20 protein-coding genes are annotated in these 21110 nt (G+C 62.8%); 11 read left to right on the top strand and 9 right to left on the bottom strand.

All coding sequences use genetic code 11. The features are described 5' to 3' along the window. Nucleotides 1-4: 4 nt before the first annotated feature. Complete coding sequence (locus tag PRJ_RS18815) at nt 5-577, bottom strand: peptidoglycan binding protein CsiV (RefSeq protein ID WP_010953135.1); 573 nt, start codon at nt 575-577, stop codon at nt 5-7. Nucleotides 578-586: 9 nt separating this feature from the next. Continuing rightward, nucleotides 587-4036: a transcription-repair coupling factor gene (mfd, locus tag PRJ_RS18810; protein ID WP_104962205.1), complete on the bottom strand. Its 3450-nt coding sequence runs from the start codon at nt 4034-4036 to the stop codon at nt 587-589. Between the two features lie 167 nt (nt 4037-4203). Here mfd and PRJ_RS18805 point away from each other — a divergent pair, with 167 nt between their 5' ends. The 3 genes from PRJ_RS18805 (at nt 4204) to sthA (ending at nt 8444) form a co-directional block, all read left to right on the top strand. Beyond that, nucleotides 4204-5667: a glyceraldehyde-3-phosphate dehydrogenase gene (locus tag PRJ_RS18805; protein WP_010953137.1), complete on the top strand. Its 1464-nt coding sequence runs from the start codon at nt 4204-4206 to the stop codon at nt 5665-5667. Nucleotides 5668-5846: 179 nt separating this feature from the next. Then, nucleotides 5847-6845, top strand: coding sequence for an FAD:protein FMN transferase (locus tag PRJ_RS18800; protein ID WP_010953138.1), 999 nt, complete (start codon nt 5847-5849; stop codon nt 6843-6845). 204 nt (nt 6846-7049) lie between these two features. Then, complete coding sequence (gene sthA / locus PRJ_RS18795; protein WP_104962204.1) at nt 7050-8444, top strand: Si-specific NAD(P)(+) transhydrogenase; 1395 nt, start codon at nt 7050-7052, stop codon at nt 8442-8444. Nucleotides 8445-8492: 48 nt separating this feature from the next. Here the strand turns inward: sthA and PRJ_RS18790 are convergent, their stop codons facing one another. Further along, nucleotides 8493-9209 (bottom strand): glycerophosphodiester phosphodiesterase family protein, encoded by a 717-nt coding sequence (locus PRJ_RS18790; RefSeq protein ID WP_003248799.1) that lies wholly within the window; start codon nt 9207-9209, stop codon nt 8493-8495. 30 nt (nt 9210-9239) lie between these two features. Further along, entirely contained in the window at nt 9240-9824 is a 585-nt protein-coding gene (locus tag PRJ_RS18785; RefSeq protein WP_064491085.1) for a PilZ domain-containing protein, read from the bottom strand. A 93-nt stretch (nt 9825-9917) separates the two neighbouring features. Here PRJ_RS18785 and PRJ_RS18780 point away from each other — a divergent pair, with 93 nt between their 5' ends. Genes PRJ_RS18780 through PRJ_RS18770 form a run of 3 tightly spaced genes read left to right on the top strand, consistent with a single transcriptional unit; the run spans nt 9918 to nt 13161 of the window. Continuing rightward, on the top strand, nt 9918-11168 hold the full coding sequence (locus PRJ_RS18780) for a lipoprotein-releasing ABC transporter permease subunit (RefSeq protein ID WP_010953141.1): 1251 nt from the start codon (nt 9918-9920) through the stop codon (nt 11166-11168). A 7-nt stretch (nt 11169-11175) separates the two neighbouring features. Continuing rightward, a complete protein-coding gene (lolD, locus tag PRJ_RS18775; protein ID WP_172830932.1) occupies nt 11176-11859 on the top strand; it encodes a lipoprotein-releasing ABC transporter ATP-binding protein LolD in 684 nt (227 codons plus the stop codon). Nucleotides 11860-11919: 60 nt separating this feature from the next. Further along, nucleotides 11920-13161 (top strand): lipoprotein-releasing ABC transporter permease subunit, encoded by a 1242-nt coding sequence (locus PRJ_RS18770; RefSeq protein ID WP_028697568.1) that lies wholly within the window; start codon nt 11920-11922, stop codon nt 13159-13161. A gap of 39 nt (nt 13162-13200) precedes the next feature. Here PRJ_RS18770 and cinS read toward each other — a convergent pair whose 3' ends face one another. Next, nucleotides 13201-14553, bottom strand: coding sequence for a two-component system sensor histidine kinase CinS (cinS, locus tag PRJ_RS18765; RefSeq protein ID WP_104962203.1), 1353 nt, complete (start codon nt 14551-14553; stop codon nt 13201-13203). Beyond that, nucleotides 14550-15230, bottom strand: a complete 681-nt coding sequence (gene cinR, locus PRJ_RS18760; protein WP_010953145.1) for a two-component system response regulator CinR — start codon at nt 15228-15230, stop codon at nt 14550-14552. The genes cinS and cinR overlap by 4 nt, the downstream gene beginning before the upstream one ends. Before the next feature lie 201 nt (nt 15231-15431). On the opposite strand from cinR, the gene PRJ_RS18755 reads away from it, so the two are divergent. Next, on the top strand, nt 15432-15941 hold the full coding sequence (locus tag PRJ_RS18755) for a plastocyanin/azurin family copper-binding protein (protein ID WP_104962202.1): 510 nt from the start codon (nt 15432-15434) through the stop codon (nt 15939-15941). A 68-nt stretch (nt 15942-16009) separates the two neighbouring features. Further along, on the top strand, nt 16010-16840 hold the full coding sequence (queF, locus tag PRJ_RS18750) for an NADPH-dependent 7-cyano-7-deazaguanine reductase QueF (RefSeq protein WP_104962201.1): 831 nt from the start codon (nt 16010-16012) through the stop codon (nt 16838-16840). Nucleotides 16841-16871: 31 nt separating this feature from the next. Here queF and PRJ_RS18745 read toward each other — a convergent pair whose 3' ends face one another. Together PRJ_RS18745 and PRJ_RS18740 are read right to left on the bottom strand one after the other, a co-directional pair. Continuing rightward, the gene (locus PRJ_RS18745) at nt 16872-17135 is read right to left on the bottom strand and encodes a DUF4404 family protein (RefSeq protein ID WP_003248815.1); all 264 of its coding nucleotides are present in this window, start codon (nt 17133-17135) and stop codon (nt 16872-16874) included. A 122-nt stretch (nt 17136-17257) separates the two neighbouring features. Continuing rightward, nucleotides 17258-17821 carry a hypothetical protein gene (locus PRJ_RS18740; protein WP_012053149.1) on the bottom strand — a complete coding sequence of 188 codons (564 nt, stop codon included), beginning with the start codon at nt 17819-17821 and terminating at the stop codon, nt 17258-17260. Nucleotides 17822-18022: 201 nt separating this feature from the next. On the opposite strand from PRJ_RS18740, the gene PRJ_RS18735 reads away from it, so the two are divergent. Continuing rightward, the gene (locus tag PRJ_RS18735; RefSeq protein ID WP_064491079.1) at nt 18023-18730 is read left to right on the top strand and encodes a VacJ family lipoprotein; all 708 of its coding nucleotides are present in this window, start codon (nt 18023-18025) and stop codon (nt 18728-18730) included. A 34-nt stretch (nt 18731-18764) separates the two neighbouring features. On the opposite strand, the gene PRJ_RS18730 is transcribed toward PRJ_RS18735, so the two are convergent. Beyond that, nucleotides 18765-19064 (bottom strand): PilZ domain-containing protein, encoded by a 300-nt coding sequence (locus PRJ_RS18730; RefSeq protein ID WP_104962200.1) that lies wholly within the window; start codon nt 19062-19064, stop codon nt 18765-18767. A 270-nt stretch (nt 19065-19334) separates the two neighbouring features. On the opposite strand from PRJ_RS18730, the gene rssB reads away from it, so the two are divergent. Further along, complete coding sequence (gene rssB / locus PRJ_RS18725) at nt 19335-20516, top strand: two-component system response regulator RssB (protein ID WP_010953151.1); 1182 nt, start codon at nt 19335-19337, stop codon at nt 20514-20516. Then, on the top strand, nt 20513-20995 hold the full coding sequence (rssC, locus tag PRJ_RS18720; RefSeq protein ID WP_104962199.1) for an anti-sigma factor antagonist RssC: 483 nt from the start codon (nt 20513-20515) through the stop codon (nt 20993-20995). Before rssB ends, rssC begins: the two co-directional genes overlap by 4 nt. Nucleotides 20996-21110 lie beyond the last annotated feature (115 nt).

The raw sequence follows: 21110 nt of genomic DNA, 5'->3' as shown, positions 1-21110 counted from the left end.
GGGCTTACTGCTCCATCATCTCCGGGTCCATCACCGGCATTTTCGGCGTGCCTGGTGGGGTCACCTTCAGCAGCACCGCCAGGTGCCCGCCGTCGAGAAAGGTCAGCTGGCCGCCCTTGACGTTGCTGTTGCTCTGCCTGAACTGCTCGCTTTGCAGCACGCTGCCGTTGCCATCCAGCTGGTTGACCCAGAAGTTGGCCTCGACGGTGATGAAGCGGCCTTCAGCGATGCTCAGGTTGCCTTCGATCGGGAAGTGCCCGAACTGTTCGGTGCCTTCGCCCAGAGCGATGCGGCTGGGTTCGCTGCCCACCTGCTGTTGCCAGGCCTTGTGCATCAGCACCGTGTAGTCGGCGGTGGCTTCCAGGCGGGTAGCTTCATCTTCCAGTGCTGGGGGGCGCTCGGCATCTTTCGCCAGGCGTGGGGCGCCAGCGCTCCAGTCTTCGGGGGCGAACGGGCTGGTGAAGGCGGGCACGCTGTTCTGCCGCACCAGAATCATTTCTACCTGATACAGGCCTTCGGCGAAGGCAGCTGGGGCGAACAGCGCCAGCAGCAGGGTCAGGCAACGGATGGCACGCATGAGTCTTCCTTAGGCAGGCTGTGGGGTCAGGCGCTCGAACAGCGCCTCCAGGGTATTGAAACGTTCGTCGGGGCGTTCCATCGGTACCAGGAAGCGGAACTGGGTGGCCCCTTCGAACTTGTAACGTTTGGGCTGACCCTGGATCAGCTTGATCAGGGTCAGTGGGTCGACCGGTGTTTCGGCTTCGAACTCGAGCTTGCCACCGTTGGGCCCTGCATCGACTTTCTTGATGCCGAGCTTTTCCGCGTGCAGCTTGAGTGACGTCAGGCGCATCAGGTTCTTGGTCGGCTCTGGCAACAAGCCGAAGCGGTCGATCATCTCCACCTGCAAGTCCTTGAGGCCTTCTTCGTCGGCAGCCGAGGCAATGCGTTTGTACAGGATCAGGCGCGCATGCACGTCAGGCAGGTAGTCCTCTGGGATCAGTGCCGGCAGGCGCAGGTTGATCTCCGGGCCGCCACCCAGGGGTTGCTCAAGGTTCGGCTGGGTACCTTTTCGGATTGCCTTGACCGCACGTTCGAGCATTTCCATGTACAGGGTGAAGCCCACTGCCTGGATCTGCCCGCTCTGGCCTTCGCCCAGCAGCTCGCCGGCACCGCGGATTTCCAGGTCGTTGGTGGCCAGCACAAAGCCTGCGCCAAGGTCTTGCGTGTTGGCGATCGCCTCCAGGCGCTTTTCGGCGTCGGCGCTCACCTTCTGACGGGTGGGTGTGAGCAGGTAGGCGTAGGCCTGGTGGTGGCTACGGCCAACCCGGCCACGCAACTGGTGCAGCTGGGCCAGGCCGAACTTGTCGGCGCGCTCGATGACGATGGTGTTGGCGCTGGGCACGTCGATACCGGTTTCGATAATGGTCGAGGCCACCAGCACGTTGAAGCGCTTGTGGTAGAAATCGCTCATCACCTGTTCCAGCTCGCGTTCGCGCATTTGCCCGTGGCCGATGCCGATGCGTGCCTCGGGCACCAGCTCGGCAAGGTCGGCGGCGCATTTTTCGATGGTTTTCACATCGTTGTGCAGGTAGTACACCTGGCCACCGCGCAACAGTTCGCGCAGCAGCGCCTCCTTGACCGTGCTCTTGTTCTGTTCCATGACGAAGGTGCGCACCGACAGGCGGCGTGCTGGCGGCGTGGCGATGATCGACAGGTCGCGCATGCCCGCCACCGCCATGTTCAGCGTGCGCGGAATCGGCGTGGCGGTCAGGGTGAGGATATCGACCTCGCTGCGCAGCGCCTTCAGCTGTTCTTTCTGGCGCACGCCAAAGCGGTGCTCTTCATCGATGATGGCCAGGCCCAGGTCTTTGAAGCGCACGTCGTCCTGCAGCAGCTTGTGGGTGCCGATGAGGATGTCGATCTTGCCTTCGGCAAGGTCCGCGGCGGCGGCGGCCACTTCCTTGGCCGACTTGAAGCGGCTCATCACTTCCACGGTCACGGGCCAGTCGGCAAAGCGGTCGCGGAAGCTGTTGTAATGCTGCTGGGCAAGCAGGGTGGTGGGCACCAGCACGGCCACCTGGCGGCCACTGTGCACGGCGATGAACGCCGCGCGCATGGCCACTTCGGTCTTGCCGAAGCCCACGTCGCCGCAGACCAGGCGGTCCATTGGCTTGGGGGCCAGCATGTCGGCGCGCACGGCCTCAATGGCGGCCTGCTGGTCCGGGGTTTCCTCGAACGGGAAGCCGGCGCTGAAGGTGGCATAGTCAGCCGACGGGTCGGCAAACGCGTAGCCCTTGCGCGCGGCGCGGCGAGCATAGATGTCGAGCAGTTCGGCGGCCACGTCGCGGACCTGTTCGGCGGCCTTGCGCTTGGCCTTCTGCCAGGCCTCCGAACCTAGCCGGTGCAGCGGTGCCAGGGCGTCATCGCTGCCGGTGTAGCGGGCGATCAGGTGCAGGTTGGCCACCGGCACATACAGCTTGGCGTTCTCGGCGTATTCCAGCGTCAGGAATTCGGCAGCCTGGCCGTCGATTTCCAGGGTGGCCAGGCCCAGGTAGCGGCCGACGCCATGGTCGATGTGCACCACCGGCGCACCTTCGCGCAGCTCGGTGAGGTTCTTGATGACCGCGTCGTTGGCGGTTTCGCCGCGCTTGTCACGGCGCCGGCGCTGCATCACCCGCTGGCCGAACAGTGGGCTTTCGGCAATCAGGGCCAGCCCTGGATCGTCCAGCAGCAGGCCGTCGTCCAGCGGGGCGATGGTGATCGCCAGGCGTTCGGCACCGGTAATGAAGTCGTCCCAGCCTTCGACGGTATGCGGGCGCAGCTTCAGCCGTTCGAGCAGCTCCAGCAGCACTTCCCGGCGGCCCGCTGATTCGGCAGTGAAGAGCACGCGGCCGGGGAACTGGTCGAGGAAGTTGGCCAGCTCGGCCAGCGGCTGGTTGGCCTTGGCCTCGATGGCCAGGTTGGGCAGGGCGCGCGCCGGGAAGCGCTCGCGGCCTGCGCCAGGCTCCAGCTCTTCGCTGCTGACCACCACACGGGGCCACTGCTTGAGCCGGGCGAAGCAATCTTCCACCGGCAGGAACAGCTCGGCCGGCGGCAACAGCGGCCGGCTGAGGTCGCCGCGGCGGTCTTCATAACGCCCGCGCACGTCGTTCCAGAAGTGCTCGGCGGCCTGTTCCACACCGGGTAGCGAGAACACCTGGGTGTCGGTCGGCAGGTAGTCGAACAGGGTCGAGGTTTCTTCGAAGAACAGTGGCAGGTAGTACTCGATACCGGCGGGGATGATGCCGCTGGCCAGGTCCTGGAAGATTGCACTGCGGCGGAAGTCGACGTCGAAGCGCTCGCGAAAGCGTGCCTTGAAGCGGGTCACTTCTTCCTTCTGCATCGGGAATTCGCGTGCTGGCAGCAGGCGCACCGAATCCACCTTGTCGATCGAGCGCTGGGTCTCGGGGTCGAAGGTGCGCAGCGTCTCGATCTCGTTATCGAACAGGTCGATGCGGTAGGGCAGTTTGCTGCCCATCGGGAACAGGTCGATCAGCGCGCCGCGCACGGCGAACTCGCCATGCTCGTAGACGGTGTCGACACAACGATAACCGCTGGCCTCCAGGCGCAGGCGCATCTGTTCCACGTCGATGGTCTGGCCCACATCCAGCACCAGGCTGCTGCCCAGCAGAAAACGCGTGGGCGCCAGGCGGTGCAGGGCGGTGGTGATCGGCACCACGAGGATGCCGTGGCTCAGCTCCGGCAGGCGGTACAGGCTGGCGATGCGCTGGGAGATGATGTCCTGGTGTGGCGAGAACAGGTCGTAGGGCAGGGTTTCCCAATCGGGGAACGGCAGCACGGGCAGGTCCGGGGCAAAGAAGCGCAGCTCCTGCTCCAGACGGTCGGCGGCCTGGCTGTCGGCCGTCAGCAGCAGGGTGAAGCGGCCGGCGCTGCTGGCGGCTTCGGCGATGGCAAGGCTGAGGGCGGCACCGGGCAGGTTGCCCCAGGTTTGTTTGCCGGCCGTGGCCGACATTTGCGGTAGGCGCAGAACTGACACGGGAGATTGCACTCCAAGCGTTGCGGCAAAGAGACCGATTGTACCGGTGACAGTGCCGGCTGTCAGGCTCGAAAGGGCATGAACACTGGCTTGCGTCACTGCGACAGGCACTCATTGCCGGTTCCGCGTTGGGGCGTCATAATGTAGCCCCTTTTTTCTGTCCCTACATGTGGAAGGTTCCCGTGACTCAGAAGCCCGACCAGTGTCTTGGTGAGTGGATTGATCGTGAAGCCCTGGCTGAAGCGATGATCCCGCTTATCGGTCAGCTCTACCGCAATAACAATGTGGTGAGCTCGATTTATGGCCGCAGCCTGATCAACCGTTCGGTTATCTCGATTCTCAAGGCGCACCGCTTTGCGCGCCACCGCCAAACCGACGAAACCGAACTGTCCGTCCACGAGACATTCCCCCTGCTCAAGGCCATGAGCGAGCTGAAACTGGGCGCCGCATCGGTCGACCTGGGCAAGCTGGCCAACAAGTTCAAGCAGGAAGGCAATGGCCGCACTGCCGAGCAGTTCGTCCGTGAAGAGCTGGCCGACGTGGTCGGTCAGCAGAACGCTTCGGCGCGCAAAGGCACCGACGTTGTCCTGTACGGCTTCGGTCGCATCGGCCGCCTGCTGGCGCGCATCCTGATCGAGAAGACCGGTGGTGGTGACGGCCTGCGTCTGCGTGCCATCGTCGTGCGCAAAGGCGCCGAAAACGACCTGGTCAAGCGTGCCAGCCTGCTGCGCCGTGACTCGGTGCACGGCCCGTTCGATGGCACCATCACCATCGACGAAGCCAACAACACCATCACTGCCAACGGCAACCTGATCCAGGTTATCTACGCCAAGAGCCCGAGCGAAGTCGACTACACCCAGTACGGCATCGACAATGCGCTTATCGTCGACAACACCGGCGTATGGCGTGACGCCGACGGCCTGGGCCAGCACCTGGCCTGCCCTGGCGCTGCCCGCGTGATCCTCACCGCACCTGGCAAGGGCGCGCTGAAGAACATCGTGCACGGTATCAACCACGGTGATATCACTGCCGATGACAAGATCATCTCGGCGGCCTCCTGCACCACCAACGCCATCGTGCCGGTGCTCAAGGCCATCAACGACCAGTACGGCATCGTCAACGGCCACGTCGAAACCGTTCACTCGTTCACCAACGACCAGAACCTGATCGACAACTTCCACAAGGGCAGCCGCCGTGGCCGTGCCGCGCCGCTGAACATGGTAATCACCGAAACCGGCGCCGCCACCGCTGCTGCCAAGGCACTGCCAGTGCTGAAGGGCAAGCTGACCGGCAACGCCATTCGTGTCCCGACGCCGAACGTTTCGATGGCCATCCTGAACCTGAACCTGGAAAAGGCCACCACCCGCGACGAGATCAACGAGTACCTGCGCCAGACCGCCATGCACTCGGAGCTGCACAAGCAGATCGACTACGTGGCTTCCCAGGAAGTGGTTTCGACCGACTTCGTCGGCTCGCGCCACGCCGGTGTGGTTGACGCAGAAGCGACCATCGCCAACGACAACCGCGTTGTTCTGTACGTCTGGTACGACAACGAATTCGGTTATAGCTGCCAGGTGGTTCGTGTGATGGAAGACATGGCTGGTGTGAACCCGCCAGCGTTTCCACGCTGATTCGCTTGTAAGGCAATGAAAAAACGGGAACCTTCGGGTTCCCGTTTTTTTTATTCTGAATGTGTGTTGTCAGTGCCGGCCCTTTCGCGGGTAAACCCGCTCCTACAGGATTATCGCTGCCCCTGTAGGGGCTGGTTTGCCCGCGAAGAGGCCAGCACCGGCAACCGAGAAACCCTACTGTGCGCACAGCCCTACTGTTCATTCTGCTGCTACTCACCGCCTGCAACCAAGGCCCCACCCTGGAGCGCCTGGGTGGCCCGACCATGGGCAGCAGCTACAGCATCCAGTACGTCCGCGAGCCTGGTGGCCCGCTGCCGGCCCAGGTGCAGATGGCGGTGGAAACCATCCTGCACGACATCGACCACCACTACTCGACCTACCGCGGTGACTCCATCGTAAGCCAGTTCAACCGCTTGCCTGCGGGCCAGTGCCTGGCCTTGCCGCCTGATATGCTCGCGTTGGTCAGCCTGGGTCAGCACCTTGCCGAGCAGAGCGATGGCGCTTTCGATCTCACCGTAGAGCCTTTGCTCGATTTATGGGGCTTCGGCCCTCAGGCCCGTCACGAGCAGGTACCCGAACCACAGGCACTGGCCCAGGTACGCCAGCGCGTGGGTTACCAGCACTTGCGCGTCAAAGGTCGAGCCCTGTGCAAGGATGCCCCGGTGCAGCTTGACTTCAACAGCATCGTCGCCGGCCATGCTGTCGACTTGATCGCTGCGCGCCTGCAGGCCATGGGTGTCAGCAGTTTTGTCGCCGAGGCCACTGGCGAGCTGAAGGCGGTTGGCCGCAAGCCTGACGGCAGCCCTTGGCGTATTGCCCTGGAACTGCCCCGCGAAGACCGTCAGATCGCCCGCCAGATCATCCCGGTCAATAGCCTTTCAGTATCAACCTCGGGTGACTATCGGCACTATTTCGAGCAGAATGGCCGGCGCTATTCGCACACCTTCGATGCCCGCCTCGGGCGCCCGGTCGAACATGACCTGGCTGCCGTTACGGTGCTGGACGCCTCAGCACTGCTGGCCGATGGCTATTCGACGCTGCTGCTCATCCTGGGCCCACAGCGAGGCTGGGATTTTGCCGTGGCGCATGATCTGGCTGCGGTTTTGGTGACTCGAGCAGAGGGAGGCTTCGTCTCCCGAGCTACGCCCGCGTTCGAACGGGCAGTGAAAGGCCAGTGAAAGCACAAGCAGGGATGATTGCCGCCAGGGAATGGGTGAAGCATATGTAGTGCGGGCAAAATTGGCCTACGACGCGACCAAGGGTTAATGTGCGCGGCGTTCAGGGTTGATTAGACTGCACCCGAATTTTCTCATGGCGCCCCGGCGGCATGATCGTGCCCCGCGAGCGACCGTGGCTTGCGGGCCAGTTCTGAAGGAGTACGCATGGCTGTCTACAACTACGACGTAGTGGTGCTGGGTTCCGGCCCGGCCGGTGAAGGCGCGGCAATGAACGCCGCCAAAGCAGGGCGCAAGGTAGCGATGGTCGATGACCGTCGCCAGGTCGGTGGCAACTGCACCCACTTGGGTACCATTCCGTCCAAGGCACTGCGTCACTCGGTGCGGCAGATCATGCAGTTCAACACCAACCCGATGTTTCGTGCCATCGGCGAGCCGCGCTGGTTCTCGTTCCCGGACGTGCTGAAAAGCGCCGAGAAGGTCATCGCCAAGCAGGTCGCATCGCGCACCGGCTACTATGCCCGTAACCGCGTCGACGTGTTCGTCGGCACCGGCAGCTTTGCCGACGAGCAAACCGTGGAAGTGGTGTGCCCGAACGGCGTGGTCGAGAAGCTCAACGCCAAGCACATCATCATCGCGACCGGCTCGCGCCCCTACCGCCCGGCCGACATCGACTTCCACCACCCGCGCGTGTACGACAGCGACACCATCCTCAGCCTCAGCCATACCCCGCGCAAGCTGATCGTGTACGGCGCCGGCGTGATCGGTTGCGAATACGCTTCGATCTTCAGTGGCCTGGGCGTATTGGTCGAGCTGGTCGACAACCGTGGCCAGCTGCTGAGCTTCCTCGATTCGGAAATTTCCCAGGCGCTGAGCTACCACTTCAGCAACAACAACATCACCGTGCGCCACAACGAAGAGTACGAGCGCGTCGAAGGCCTGGACAACGGGGTGATCCTGCACCTCAAGTCGGGCAAGAAGATCAAGGCCGACGCCTTGCTGTGGTGCAACGGCCGTACCGGCAACACTGACAAGCTGGGCCTGGAAAACATCGGCATCAAGGTGAACAGCCGTGGTCAGATCGAGGTCGACGAGGCCTACCGTACCACCGTGCCGAACATCTACGGTGCCGGCGACGTGATCGGCTGGCCAAGCCTGGCCAGTGCCGCCCATGACCAGGGCCGGTCGGCCGCTGGCAGCATTGTCGATAACGGCAGCTGGCGCTTCGTCAACGACGTGCCGACGGGTATCTACACCATTCCCGAGATCAGCTCGATCGGCAAGAACGAGCAGGAGCTGACCCAGGCCAAGGTGCCGTACGAAGTGGGCAAGGCCTTCTTCAAGAGCATGGCGCGTGCGCAGATCGCCGGCGAGCCGCAGGGCATGCTGAAGATCCTGTTCCACCGCGAAACCCTGGAAATCCTCGGCGTGCATTGCTTCGGCTACCAGGCTTCGGAAATCGTCCACATTGGCCAGGCGATCATGAACCAGCCAGATGAGCAGAACAACCTGAAGTACTTCGTCAACACCACGTTCAACTACCCGACCATGGCTGAAGCCTATCGGGTAGCTGCCTATGACGGCCTGAACCGGCTTTTTTGAGCGGCTCCGACCGGTGGCCTGAGCCGGTCGGAGAGACCGATTTCAACCCTACCCGAGGGTGGTCTTGGCCAAACCGGGAAAGTCTGTAATCAGGCTGTCCACACCAAAGTCAGCAAGCCGGCGCATCAGTGCCGGCTCGTTGACCGTCCACACCGACACATGCAAACCCTGGCCCTGTGCTTTGAGCAGGCGCTCGGGGGTGCATAGCGTCCAGTTCAATGCCAGCAGTTCGCAGCCGTAGTTCTGTGCCACTTTCAGCGGGTCAAGCCAGGCGTATTCGGCCACCAGCCCGCGCTTCACGTCTGGCACCAGTTCCAGGGCGGCACCCAGTACTTCGCGTGAACTGGAGGTGATGGTCACCTTGTCCAGCAGGCCATATTGCTGGGCCAGTTCACGGATCGCCAGGACGGTGGTGGCCGCGCGGGTGCGCGAGGCGCTTTTCACCTCCAGTTGCCAGTGTTCGAACGGGCATTTTTCGAACAGCTCTTCCAGTTTCGGGATCGGGCAGGGCTGCACGTGGCCTGGGCCGCCTTTGCGGGCATCGATCTTGACCAGTTCGGCGGCCGGGTGCTCGACCACTTTGCCGCGCCGGCCCGTGGTGCGCTTGAGGGTGGGGTCGTGGATGACCATCAGTTCGTTGTCGGATGACAAGTGCAGGTCCAGCTCGCAGCGGGTCACGCCATGGGACAGGCATTGCTGAAAGCTCTTCAGGGTGTTCTCGGGTGCTTCGCCCTTGGCGCCGCGATGGCCGTAGATCAGGGTCACGTTCGTTCCTTCAAATCAGGGAAAATTGGCTCAGGAGGCGGGGTCGTTCAGTTCCAGCTGCTGGCGCCGTTGTTGTTGCTGGCGCTGCAGGATGTATCGGGCCAGCAGTTGTCGTTGGGCGTCGGTCATGTCGATGAACTCGGTACCGACCTCGAAGCCGCCCTCCGGGCGAGGGTCGCAATGGGTAACCTTGCCGCGCAGCAGCAGGCCGTGGGCGCGCGGCATCAGCACCATTTTCACTTTCACCCGGGTACCGGGGGCAATCTGTGTGGCGTGGACGGATTCGACGCCGCCTTCGGAAATGACCACCGGCAGTGGTTCGCCGACCTCGCCAAGCAGGGTTTGCCCAACCACCGCGCTGAGCAGGTCGAGGCGCTTGTTCTGTGCCCGCAGGAAGGCGGCGAGGGTGCGGTCCTTGTCGCTTAACTGGCGCAACAGGTGTTGCGACTCGAAGTCGGCCAGGTGCAGCTCGCTGAGCAGGTTGAACAGCGGCGAATCATCTTGCAACACATCTGGTTCAAGGGCTTCGGCCGCGCTAAGGGGGCTTATTTGAAGTGCGATCCGATCTTCGATGCGGTAGTATTCGCGGCGATCTTCTTCGTCTAATGTCGTCATGGCGAACCCAAGGTAGCGGCGGTGGTCCGAGTGTAAAGCCGCCGTAGGCGCCTCGCCACAAGGACGTTCCCTTTCATCCGAACAAGCCCCGACATGTTCAGACCTCTTTTCGCATTCATCGGCACGCGTTATACCCGTGCCAAACGTCGCAATCACTTCGTCTCGTTCATTTCCCTGACCTCGATGATCGGCCTCGCCCTGGGCGTGGTGGTAATGATCGTGGTGCTGTCGGTGATGAACGGTTTCGACCATGAGATGCGCACCCGCGTGTTGGGGATGATTCCCCATGCCACGCTGGAGAGCGGCCAGCCCATTGCCGACTGGCAGGCCCTTGCCCAACAAGTAAAGCAGAATCCGCAGGTGGTAGCGGTTGCGCCGTTCACCCAGATGCAGGGCCTGCTGACCCATGATGGCAAGGTGCAGAAGGTGCTGCTCAATGGCATCGACCCCGCTCGCGAGCGCGAGGTGTCGATCATCGACAACTTCGTCCTGCAAGGCCGCCTGGACCAGTTGGCGCCGGGCGAGTGGGGCATCATGATCGGCGACAAGGCGGCGGCCAAGCTGGGCGTTGCCATCGGCGACAAGCTCACCTTCGTCGCCCCCGAGGTCAGCGTGACCCCCGCCGGCATGTTCCCGCGCATGAAGCGCTTCACCGTGGTTGGCACCTTCCACGTTGGTGCGGGCGAGATCGACGGCTACCTGGGCCTGACCAACATCAGCGACCTGTCCCGCCTGCACCGCTGGAAGCCCGACCAGGTCCAGGGCCTGCGCCTGAAGTTCGACGACCTGTTCCAGGCGCCGCGCGTAGCCTGGAGCATCGCCCAGCAGCTGGGCGACCAGGAATTCTATAGCCGTGACTGGACCCGTACCCACGGCAACCTGTACCAGGCGATCCGTATGGAAAAGGCCATGATCGGCCTGCTGTTGCTGCTGATCGTGGCGGTGGCGGCGTTCAACATCATTTCCACCCTGGTGATGGTGGTCAACGACAAGCGCGGCGACATCGCCATCCTGCGCACCCTGGGCGCCACGCCCGGGCAGATCATGCTCATCTTCATGGTCCAGGGCACGGTGATCGGGGTGATTGGTACGCTGATCGGCGCCGTGGTCGGGATCTTCGCGGCACTGAACGTGAGCGCGGCGATCGCCGGCATCGAGACACTGATCGGCCACAAGTTCCTCAACGCCGACGTGTACTTCATCGATTACCTGCCGTCGCAGATCCTGGCCCAGGACGTGTACATGGTCTGTGGAGCGGCACTGGTCCTGAGTTTCTTCGCCACCCTGTATCCGGCCTGGCGTGCGGCCCGCACCCAGCCTGCAGAGGCGCTACGTTATGAGTGAGTCGCGCATGAGTGATAAAGCCGTTCTGAGTTGCCGCAACCTGGGCAAGTCCTACGACGAGGGCCCGGAGTCGGTGCAGGTGCTGTCCGGGCTCAACCTGGAACTGCGGGCCGGTGAGCGGGTGGCCATCGTTGGCAGTTCCGGCTCGGGCAAGAGTACCTTGCTCAACCTGCTGGGCGGCCTCGACCGGCCGACCCAGGGCAGCGTGTGGCTGGCGGGCGAAGAGCTGTCGGCACTGGGCGAGCGTGCCCGTGGCCTGCTACGCAACCGCGAGTTGGGCTTTGTCTACCAGTTCCACCACCTGCTGCCGGAATTCACCGCCATCGAGAACGTGTGCATGCCGCTGCTGATCGGCCGGACGCCCATCCCCGAGGCACGGGAGCGTGCCGAGGCGCTGCTCAAGCGGGTAGGCCTGGGCCACCGCTTGAACCACAAGCCGGCCGAGCTTTCCGGCGGCGAACGCCAGCGCGTGGCGATTGCCCGGGCGCTGGTCAACCGCCCCGGCCTGGTGATGCTCGACGAGCCAACCGGTAACCTCGACCACCATACCGCCCAAGGCATCCAGGAGCTGATGCAGGAGCTGTCCAGCGCTTCGCGAACGGCATTCCTGGTGGTCACCCACGACCTCAACCTGGCGCGGCAGATGGACCGTGTGCTGAAGCTCGACGATGGCCACCTGGTGGCCATCTGATCGACTGCCGGGGTGGCAGGTGCTGCCCCGTTTTCCTGTTTCCATTGGGTGATTTCGTACATGTTCAGACCCTTGCCCATCTTTATCGGCGCGCGCTACACCCGAGCCAAGCGTCGCAACCACTTCATCTCGTTCATTTCGATGACTTCGATGATCGGCCTGTCGCTGGGCGTGCTGGCGATGATCGTGGTGCTGTCGGTAATGAACGGCTTCCAGCGCGAAATGAGCTCGCGCATTCTCGGCCTGGTGCCGCATGCCGCCATCCTGGGCGTGCAGCCGCTGGACGACTGGCACAAGGTGGCCGACGCCGCCATGAAAAATCCGGCGGTGATGGCGGTGGCGCCGATTACCGAGATGGAAGGCATGCTGTCGTACAAGGGCGCCATGCAGCCGATCCAGGTGGGGGGTATCGACCCGGCCGAGGAGGGCAAGGTTTCCATCGTTGGCCAGCACATTGTCCAGGGCCGCCTGCAGGACTTGCAGCCAGGTGAGTTTGGCGTGGTCATCGGCGAGCTGACCGCACGGCGCTTTCGCCTGAACACCGGCGACAAGCTGACCTTGATCGTGCCGGAAATCAGCAAGGAACCGGGTGGCATCACCCCGCGCATGCAGCGCCTCACCGTGGTCGGCATCTTCAAGGTCGGCGCCGAGCTGGATGGCTCGCAGGCCTATATCCATGTTGCTGATGCAGCCGAGATGCAACGCTGGGCGCCAGGCCAGGTGCAAGGTGTGCGCCTGAAGCTGCACGACCTGTATGCCGCTCCGCAGGTGTCCAAGGCGATTGCTGCCGGGCTTGGTGACGCCTACCGGGCCGATGACTGGTCGCATACCCAGGGCAGCCTGTTCAGCGCCATGAAGATGGAAAAGACCATGATCGGCCTGTTGCTGATGATGATCATCGCGGTCGCGGCGTTCAATATCATCGCCACCCTGGTGATGGTGGTGAACGACAAGGGGCCGGACATTGCCATCCTGCGTACCTTGGGCGCCACGCCGGCGCAGATCATGGGCACGTTCATGGTCCAGGGCAGCCTGATCGGCATTGTCGGCACGCTGATTGGTGGCGTACTGGGCGTGATTGCGGCGTTCAATGTCAGCCAGATCGTCGGCTGGCTGGAGCGGGTGAGCGGGCAGCACATCTTTACCTCGGATGTGTACTTCGTCAGCAGCTTGCCGTCGCAGTTGCAGTGGGGGGATGTGGCGATCATCTGCACCGCCGGCCTGGTGATGAGTTTCCTGGCGACCATTTACCCGGCCTACCGGGCGTCGCAGGTGCAGCCGGCGATTGGCCTGGCGGTTTGATGTCTGCCTGAGATCCTGGGGGCGTGAAGCCCCTCAGGGTTACCGGTCTTGAGTGAACTCGATCACGAATCGGGTCCACCCATCCTCGCATTCTGCCCGTATACACCCGCCATGGGCCTGCACGATCGACCGGGTAATCGCCAGGCCCAGCCCCGCATGCTCGCTGCTGCCTTCCCGTCGAGCCGGGTCCACCCGGTAGAAGCGGTCGAAAAGCCGCGGTAGCGCGGCCGGGTCGATAGCCAGCCCGGTATTGGCCACGTTGATCGTCGGCCCCGGCCCCAGGGTCACCTTGATCTGTCCTCCAGCCGGGGTAAAGCGCATGGCGTTGTCCAGCAGGTTGGACAGTGCCCGGCGCAGCATATGCCGGTCACCGTGCAGTACGGCTTCACCCTCGCGCAGCATCTGCACGTCGCTGTCTTCTGCCAGGGGCGCGTAGTACTCCAGCAGCGCATCCACCTCGTCATGCAGCGCCAAAGGCGCGTCCCCTGGTACCAGCAGGCCGTGGTCGGCCTTGGCCAGAAACAGCATGTCGTTGATCATCTGCGCCATCCATTGCAGTTCTTCCAGGTTGCCATGCAGCGCCTCTCGGTATTCTTCGAGGCTGCGTGGGCGGGTGAGGGTGACCTGGGTGTGCGTCAGCAGGTTGGACAGCGGCGTACGTAACTCGTGGGCAATATCGGCGGAAAACGCTGACAGGCGCTGGAAGGCATCGTCCAGGCGCTGCAGCATCGCGTTCATGCTGCTGGCCAGCTCGGCCAACTCTTCGGGCATCTGCGCCACCGGCAGACGGGTGGTGAGGGAGCGCGCTGACACGCTGGCGGCCACCTGGCCCATCTGCCGCAATGGGCGCAGGCCGCTGCGGGCGGCCCAGGCACCCAATAGTGCGGTGATTAGCGCCGACAGGCCGACCGTCAGCCAGATCAGCCGTTGCATGCCCTGCAGGAAGTGCTGGTGGTGGGTGATGTCGAGGTACAGGGTCAGTTGCGGCGACTGCATGGCGCCCTGTGTCAGGGGCACGGACAGGCTGCGGTAGTCGATGCCTGGCGCATGCAGGGTGGCCAGCCCGGTGGCCTGCGCTGCATGCGGCAGCCCGCTGCGGCTTTCGAACCAGGTGGCGCCATTGCTGGCACTGATACGCAGGGCCAGGTCGGCCTGGTGACTCAGTTCATCGCGCAGGGCAGGCAGGCGGGCCTGGAGCTCATCAGCCGTGCTGACGCCAGCCAGTTGCGTACGAAACAATGACAGGCGCGAGTCCAGCAGTTGTTGGTCGAGTTCGACGAAGTGCTGCTCGCTGGCCCGGCTGAACAGCAGACCGGCGCCCAGCGAGACGGTGGCGGTGCAGGCGGCGAACAGCAGGGCCAGGCGGCTGCCGAGGGAAACCCGGCGCATCACTCGGTGCGCTCTTCGAGTACGTAACCCATGCCGCGGACAGTGTGGATCAGCTTGTTGGGGTGCGGGTCGTCGATCTTCAGGCGCAGGCGGCGGATGGCCACTTCGATCACATTGGTGTCGCTGTCGAAGTTCATGTCCCACACCTGCGAGGCGATCAGCGATTTTGGCAGTACCTCACCCTGGCGGCGCAGCAGCAGCTCAAGGAGTGAGAACTCCTTGGCGGTCAGGTCGATGCGCAGCCCGGCGCGCTCGGCGCGGCGGCGGATCAGGTCCAGGCGCAGGTCGGCCAGGCTCAGGATAGTGTCCTGGCTCGGGCTGGTGCCACGGCGCAGCAGGCTGCGTACCCGGGCCAGCAGTTCGGAAAAGGCGAACGGCTTGACCAGGTAGTCGTCGGCGCCCAGTTCCAGGCCATGCACGCGATCCTCGACGGCGTCGCGGGCGGTCAGGAACAGCACTGGCGTATCCAGGCCTGCCTGGCGCACGGCCTGAAGAATCTGCCAGCCGTCGCGGCCGGGCAGCATCACGTCGAGGATCAGCAGGTCGTGGTCGCCGGTCAGGGCGAGGAACTGGCCGGTCTCGCCATCGGTGGCCAGCTCGGTGGCAAAGCCGGCCTCGCTCAGGCCTTGGCTCAGGTACTGGCCGGTGCGGGCCTGGTCTTCGACGATCAGCAGTTTCATGCACTGTCCATATTCTGAAAGTTTGCGCGTAGCCTATGGGGGCTTCACCCTGCTAGCACAGGGGGCAATGTGATGGCTGAAATGATACGTGACGATGTGCCCGCTCGCCCAAGCTGACAAAGTTGTAATGTGCCTGTCAGGTAGCTACCAGTCGCCCCCGGCTAATGTGGCTTCATCCTGCTGTGTATTCCCGGAGCCATCATGAAACACCTGTTCATTGCCGCCACCCTTGCCCTGGGCAGCCTGCCGACTTTCGCTGGCCAGGCGCAGACCTTCGCCTTTGGCGAGCCTGCCCCGGCGGCCAAGGCCACCCGCACGGTCAACGTGGTGCTCAAGGACATCGCCTTCGAGCCAAAAAGCCTGCAGGTAAAAGCCGGCGAGACGGTGCGCTTCGTGCTGGTCAACGAGGGCAAGCTGCCGCACGAATTCAACCTGGGCGACAAGGCCATGCATGCCGAACACCAGAAGGAAATGGTCGCCATGCAAGGCAAGATGTTCACCGAGGCCATGAACCACGAAGGCATGGACCACGGCAAGATGATGAGCCATGGTGACGGCCATGGCCACGTGGGTGGCAACACCGTGCTGGTCATGCCCGGCCAGCGCGCCGAGCTGACCTGGACCTTCCGCCAGTCGGCGCCCATCGAGTTTGCCTGCAACGTGCCGGGGCATTACCAGGCGGGTATGGTCGGGGCATTGACCATTGAGTGACTGGCCCTGCAAGGCGGGGTGCAAAACCGTTAGACTAGAGGTAAATCCGAACCTCTAGGTCAGTTTCCATGCATCCCGCTGCCGAACATTCCCCGCTGGGCAAGTCCAGCGAATACATCGCCACCTACTCCCCGGAGCAGCTGTTCCCGATCCCGCGCACTGCCAAGTGGGCCGAGCTGGGCGTCACTGCACAGACCTTGCCTTGGCAGGGGGTGGATTACTGGAATTGCTTCGAGCTGAGTTGGCTGCTGCCTTCGGGCAAGCCGGTGGTAGCGATCGGCGAGTTCGCCATCCCGGCTGATTCGCCAAACATCATCGAGTCCAAGTCATTCAAGCTGTACCTCAACTCGCTGAACCAGACGGTGTTCGCCTCGCTGGGCGAGTTGCAGGCTTGCCTGGAAAAAGACCTGTCCGCCGCTGCCGGCAAGCCGGTGGGGGTGACGGTGCGCACCCTGGCCGAGGTTGAAGCCCAGGGTGTGGTGGCTTTGCCGGGGCAGTGCATCGATGCACTGGACGTGGCCATCAGCAACTACGAGCAGCCGCAGCCAGAGCTGTTGCGCTGCAACCCGGAGCGGGTGGTGGAAGAAACCCTGCACAGCCATCTGCTGAAGTCCAACTGCCCAGTCACCGGCCAGCCGGATTGGGGCAGCGTGGTGGTCGAGTACAAGGGCAGGGCGCTGGACCACGCCAGCCTGCTGACCTATCTGATCAGCTTCCGCCAGCATGCCGACTTCCATGAGCAGTGTGTGGAACGGATTTACCTGGACTTGAAGAATCTGCTGCAGCCGGAGCACCTGACGGTCTATGCCCGCTATGTGCGCCGCGGTGGGCTGGACATCAACCCGTATCGCAGCACCGGGGCGATCAGCCCGGATAACAAACGCCTGGTACGGCAGTAATACAGGGGGCCGCTTTGCGGCCCCCGCTATTTCAGATCCCCATGCTGTGCAGCGAGTTGGCAATGCTGCGCAGGGTGGCTGTGAGGTCGGGGTGGTCGGCCTCGAAGCGTTCGATCGCCAGATTCACGCCGTCCACCAGGTTGTTGTCTGGCGTGGCTTCCTCAAGTTTCAGTTGCGCCTCGATCTGGCGCGCCTCTTCGTGCAGGGCGGCCAGCTCTTCTTCCGAAAGCGGTACGTTGCGGTCCAGTTGCTCGCGCAAGCTGTTCAGGCGCTCTTGCAATTCGCGGGCAGGCATTGGCTATTCTCCATCAATGGCTTGGCAAGCCATGGACCTCGGCGACGTGGCAAAGGTTCTGGCCTGTCTTCAGGGTAATCTACCTGCTGCCGATTTGCATGATCCGCGTCAAGGCTGCTGTATCAGGGTTTTTCACCCTTGCGCCGGCGCTGGGCGATGTCCACCAGGCAGGTGTCCAGCGCTTCCAGATGGTCGATCACCGAGTGCACGCCCAGGCTGAATAGCGCCAGCGTCGCCTTGCTACGCGCCAGATCCTGCTCTTGCGGGCTCATGGCTTGCCATTGCGCAGAAGTGCGGTCGCATAACGGGCTGCAGGCGGCCAGGCCCACTGTCCACAAGCCGGCGTTAAGGCCAGACTGCAGCAGGCGGGGGTCGCCGCTGACCAATACGCAGCCATCCAGGCGCTCGCTGTCCAGCGCCATCAGTGCCTGCCAGCAAGCGTTCGGCGCCGGCCAGCGCACGCCATTGACCGCATGCCCTGGCAGCCAGTCGGGCAGTACATGGGCCAGGCGCTCGCTTTGCGCGGTATTGAGGTCATCCAGCCAGATGCACGGCACTTGGCGCTGACGCAGGCTGGCAAGGGTGGCCAGGGCGCCGGGGGCGGGTGATGGCGCGCCATGGGTAGCCTGCACCAGGCAGCCGCGCAAACCGAACAGTACAGCAGTGAAGGCGGGCGCAGTGTCCATGGCAACTTCCCCCAAATGGTTCGAAGGCTATGCGTTGATTGTTACCGTCCTGTGACATCGCCCGCTGCGCAACAGTTGTTCACAAAATATTGAGCAAAAATGTGTAAGGCTGTTTATCAGCCCGCAAGTCTCTATACTGCCGCCTTGATAGCAGCGCGACGTGTTGCGCTTGCGGCCAAGAAATTCGATGGAGAAACATCTATGCGTAGGATCGGTGCCAGTGTGATCGAACGAGTCACCCAGGCCTGTGTCTGCGCCAGCATGCTGCTGGCGCCCGCGGCAGCCACCCAGGCCGCCACCGAGGAAGATCCCTGGGAAGCGGTCAACCGCCCGATCTTCCGCTTCAACGACACCCTCGACACCTATGCCCTCAAACCATTGGCCAAGGGCTACCAGGCGGTCACTCCACAGTTCCTCGAAGATGGCATCCACAACATCTTTCGCAACCTGGGGGACGTGACCAACCTGGCCAACAACGTGTTGCAGCTCAAGCCGCATGCGGCGGGCGTGGATACGGCGCGGTTGATCGTCAACACCACCTTCGGCCTGGGTGGCTTCTTCGATGTGGGTACCAAGATGGGCCTGCAGCGCAACGACGAGGACTTTGGCCAGACCCTGGGTTACTGGGGTGTGCCGAGCGGGCCGTATGTGGTCATCCCGCTGCTGGGCCCAAGCACTGTGCGTGATGGTGTGGCCAAGTACCCGGACACCTACACCAAACCCTATCGCTACATCGACCACGTGCCTACGCGCAATTCGATCTTCGCGCTGGACCTGATCGACACCCGCGCCAGCCTGCTCTCGGCCGAAAAGCTGATTCAGGGTGACAAGTACATCTTCATTCGCAATGCCTACCTGCAAAACCGCGAGTTCAAGGTGAAGGATGGCGAGGTCGAAGACGACTTCTGATCTGTGAACCTGGGGCCGCAAAGCGGCCCCTAGTTCAATGCATGGCCAGAATCCGCAGCCCGAACTTCTGCTGCCCGCCCGGCTGGTCGGCAATCCATACCACTTCGGTGCTGGCATGCAGCCCCTTCAGCGCCGGATGGTCGGAGTCGATCCGTACCTCGATCTGATCACCCACCAGAAAGCGCTGTGGCGCCTGCACTTGCAGGCCGCCGCTGGACAGGTCCAGGCACACCGCCGCAATCACCTGGCCTTCGTGCAAAAGGCTGACCTCGGTGTCGATGCGCATGCGAATGAAGTCGCGTTTCTCGCTATGGCTGGAGGGCGTGTGGGGCATGCTGCATCCTTCCCGTCGGGTTGCGCTGGTCGACTTTCTTATAACTCCCGGTGATTTGCCCTGTAAAGAGCGGCGAGGTCGACCCCAGCATGCTTGAAACCCCTGCCGGATGGGAGTACCGTCTGCGCCTTACAAGGTACCTCTGACAGTTGCCGGGCAGGTGTTCTTGTCCTACAACTCAAGTAGAGTGTGACCATAAAGAATTCCCGTAGCTGGCCGTCTGCCTTGCCGACACCGCTGCACCAACCTAAATCGGCGCCGTTCGCCCACATGCAGAAAACCAGTGCAACGCTGCTGATCATCGATGACGACGACGTGGTCCGTGCCAGCCTCGCCGCCTATCTTGAAGACAGTGGTTTCAGCGTCCTCCAGGCCGGTAATGGCCAGCAGGGGCTTCAGGTCTTCGAAGAACACCAGCCCGACCTCGTGATCTGCGATCTGCGCATGCCGCAGATGGGCGGCCTCGAACTGATCCGTCAGGTCAGCGAGCGTGCGCCGCAGTTGCCGGTGATCGTGGTGTCCGGTGCCGGCGTCATGAGTGATGCGGTGGAAGCGTTGCGCCTGGGCGCCGCCGACTACCTCATCAAGCCGCTGGAAGACCTGGCCGTACTCGAGCATTCGGTGCGCCGCGCCCTCGACCGCTCGCGCCTTGTGCTGGAAAACCAGCGCTACCGCGACAAGCTCGAAGCCGCCAACCGCGAACTGGAGGCCAGCCTGCACCTGCTGCAGGAGGACCAGACCGCCGGTCGCCAGGTGCAGATGAACATGTTGCCGGAAAGCCCCTGGGTGGCCGGCGAGTTCGCCTTCGAGCACCAGATCATCCCGTCGTTGTATCTTTCGGGTGATTTTGTCGATTATTTCCGCGTGGACGAGCGGCGCATTGCTTTCTACCTCGCCGATGTATCCGGGCATGGGGCGTCGTCGGCCTTTGTCACCGTGCTGTTGAAATTCATGACCACGCGCCTCATGTTCGAGCTCAAGCGCAGCAGAATGCGTGAGTTCAAGCCGTCTGAAGTGCTCAGCCACATCAACCGCGGCCTGATCAACAGCAAGCTGGGCAAGCACGTCACCATGGTCGGCGGGGTGATCGACGAAGAGTCCGGCCTGCTGACCTACGCTGTCGGCGGCCATTTGCCGTTGCCGGTACTGTACACCCCCGAACATTGCCGCTACCTGGAAGGCCGCGGCCTGCCGGTGGGGTTGTTCGATGAGGCCACCTACCAGGACCTGGTGGTGGAGCTACCCCCGCAGTTCAGCCTCAGCCTGATGTCCGATGGCATTCTGGACCTTTTGCCGGGTGATACGCTCAAAGATAAAGAAGCCGCCTTGCCGGAGATCGTCAAGGCAGCAGGTGGCAGTCTGGATGGGCTGCGTCAACGATTTGGATTGGCTACGCTTGGGGAGATGCCGGATGATATCGCCCTATTGGTGTTGAGCAGGAACCTTCAATGAGTACCGGTAGAATTCAGTTCGCCGAGCAGAGCGGTACCTTCGTACTGAAATTCGTTGGTGAAGTGCGCCTGACCCTGTGTTCGGCGCTGGATGCGACGATCGAGAAGATTTTCACTGCGCTGAACTTCTCGGCGATTGTCATCGACCTGACTGAAACCGAGAGTATCGACAGCACCACGCTGGGCCTGCTGGCGAAGCTGTCGATCCTGTCGCGACAGAAGGTGGGCCTGCTGCCGACGGTGGTGACTACCAATCCGGACATTTCACGGTTATTGCAGTCGATGGGCTTCGATCAGGTGTTCAACATCGTCGATCGGCCGATACCCTGCACCGATTGCCTGACCGACTTGCCGTCGCAGGACCAGAATGAAGATGTGGTGCGCTCCAAGGTGCTGGAGGCGCACAAGATCCTCATGGGCCTGAATGACTCCAACCGCGAAGCCTTCCATGATCTGGTCAATGCGCTGGAGCGGGGCTGATCTCTGGCCTGTGCCGGCCTCTTCGCGGGTAAACCCGCTCCTACGACGGCCTGTGCCCAAACACCAATGTGTGTCCACCCCCAATCAGGTGTAGGAGCGGGTTTACCCGCGAAGA

This window comes from Pseudomonas sp. XWY-1, from assembly GCF_002953115.1.
Lineage (GTDB): Bacteria > Pseudomonadota > Gammaproteobacteria > Pseudomonadales > Pseudomonadaceae > Aquipseudomonas > Aquipseudomonas alloputida.
The sequence above is the reverse complement of the archived record's forward strand: the minus strand, read 5'-3'. Positions and strand labels throughout refer to the sequence as shown.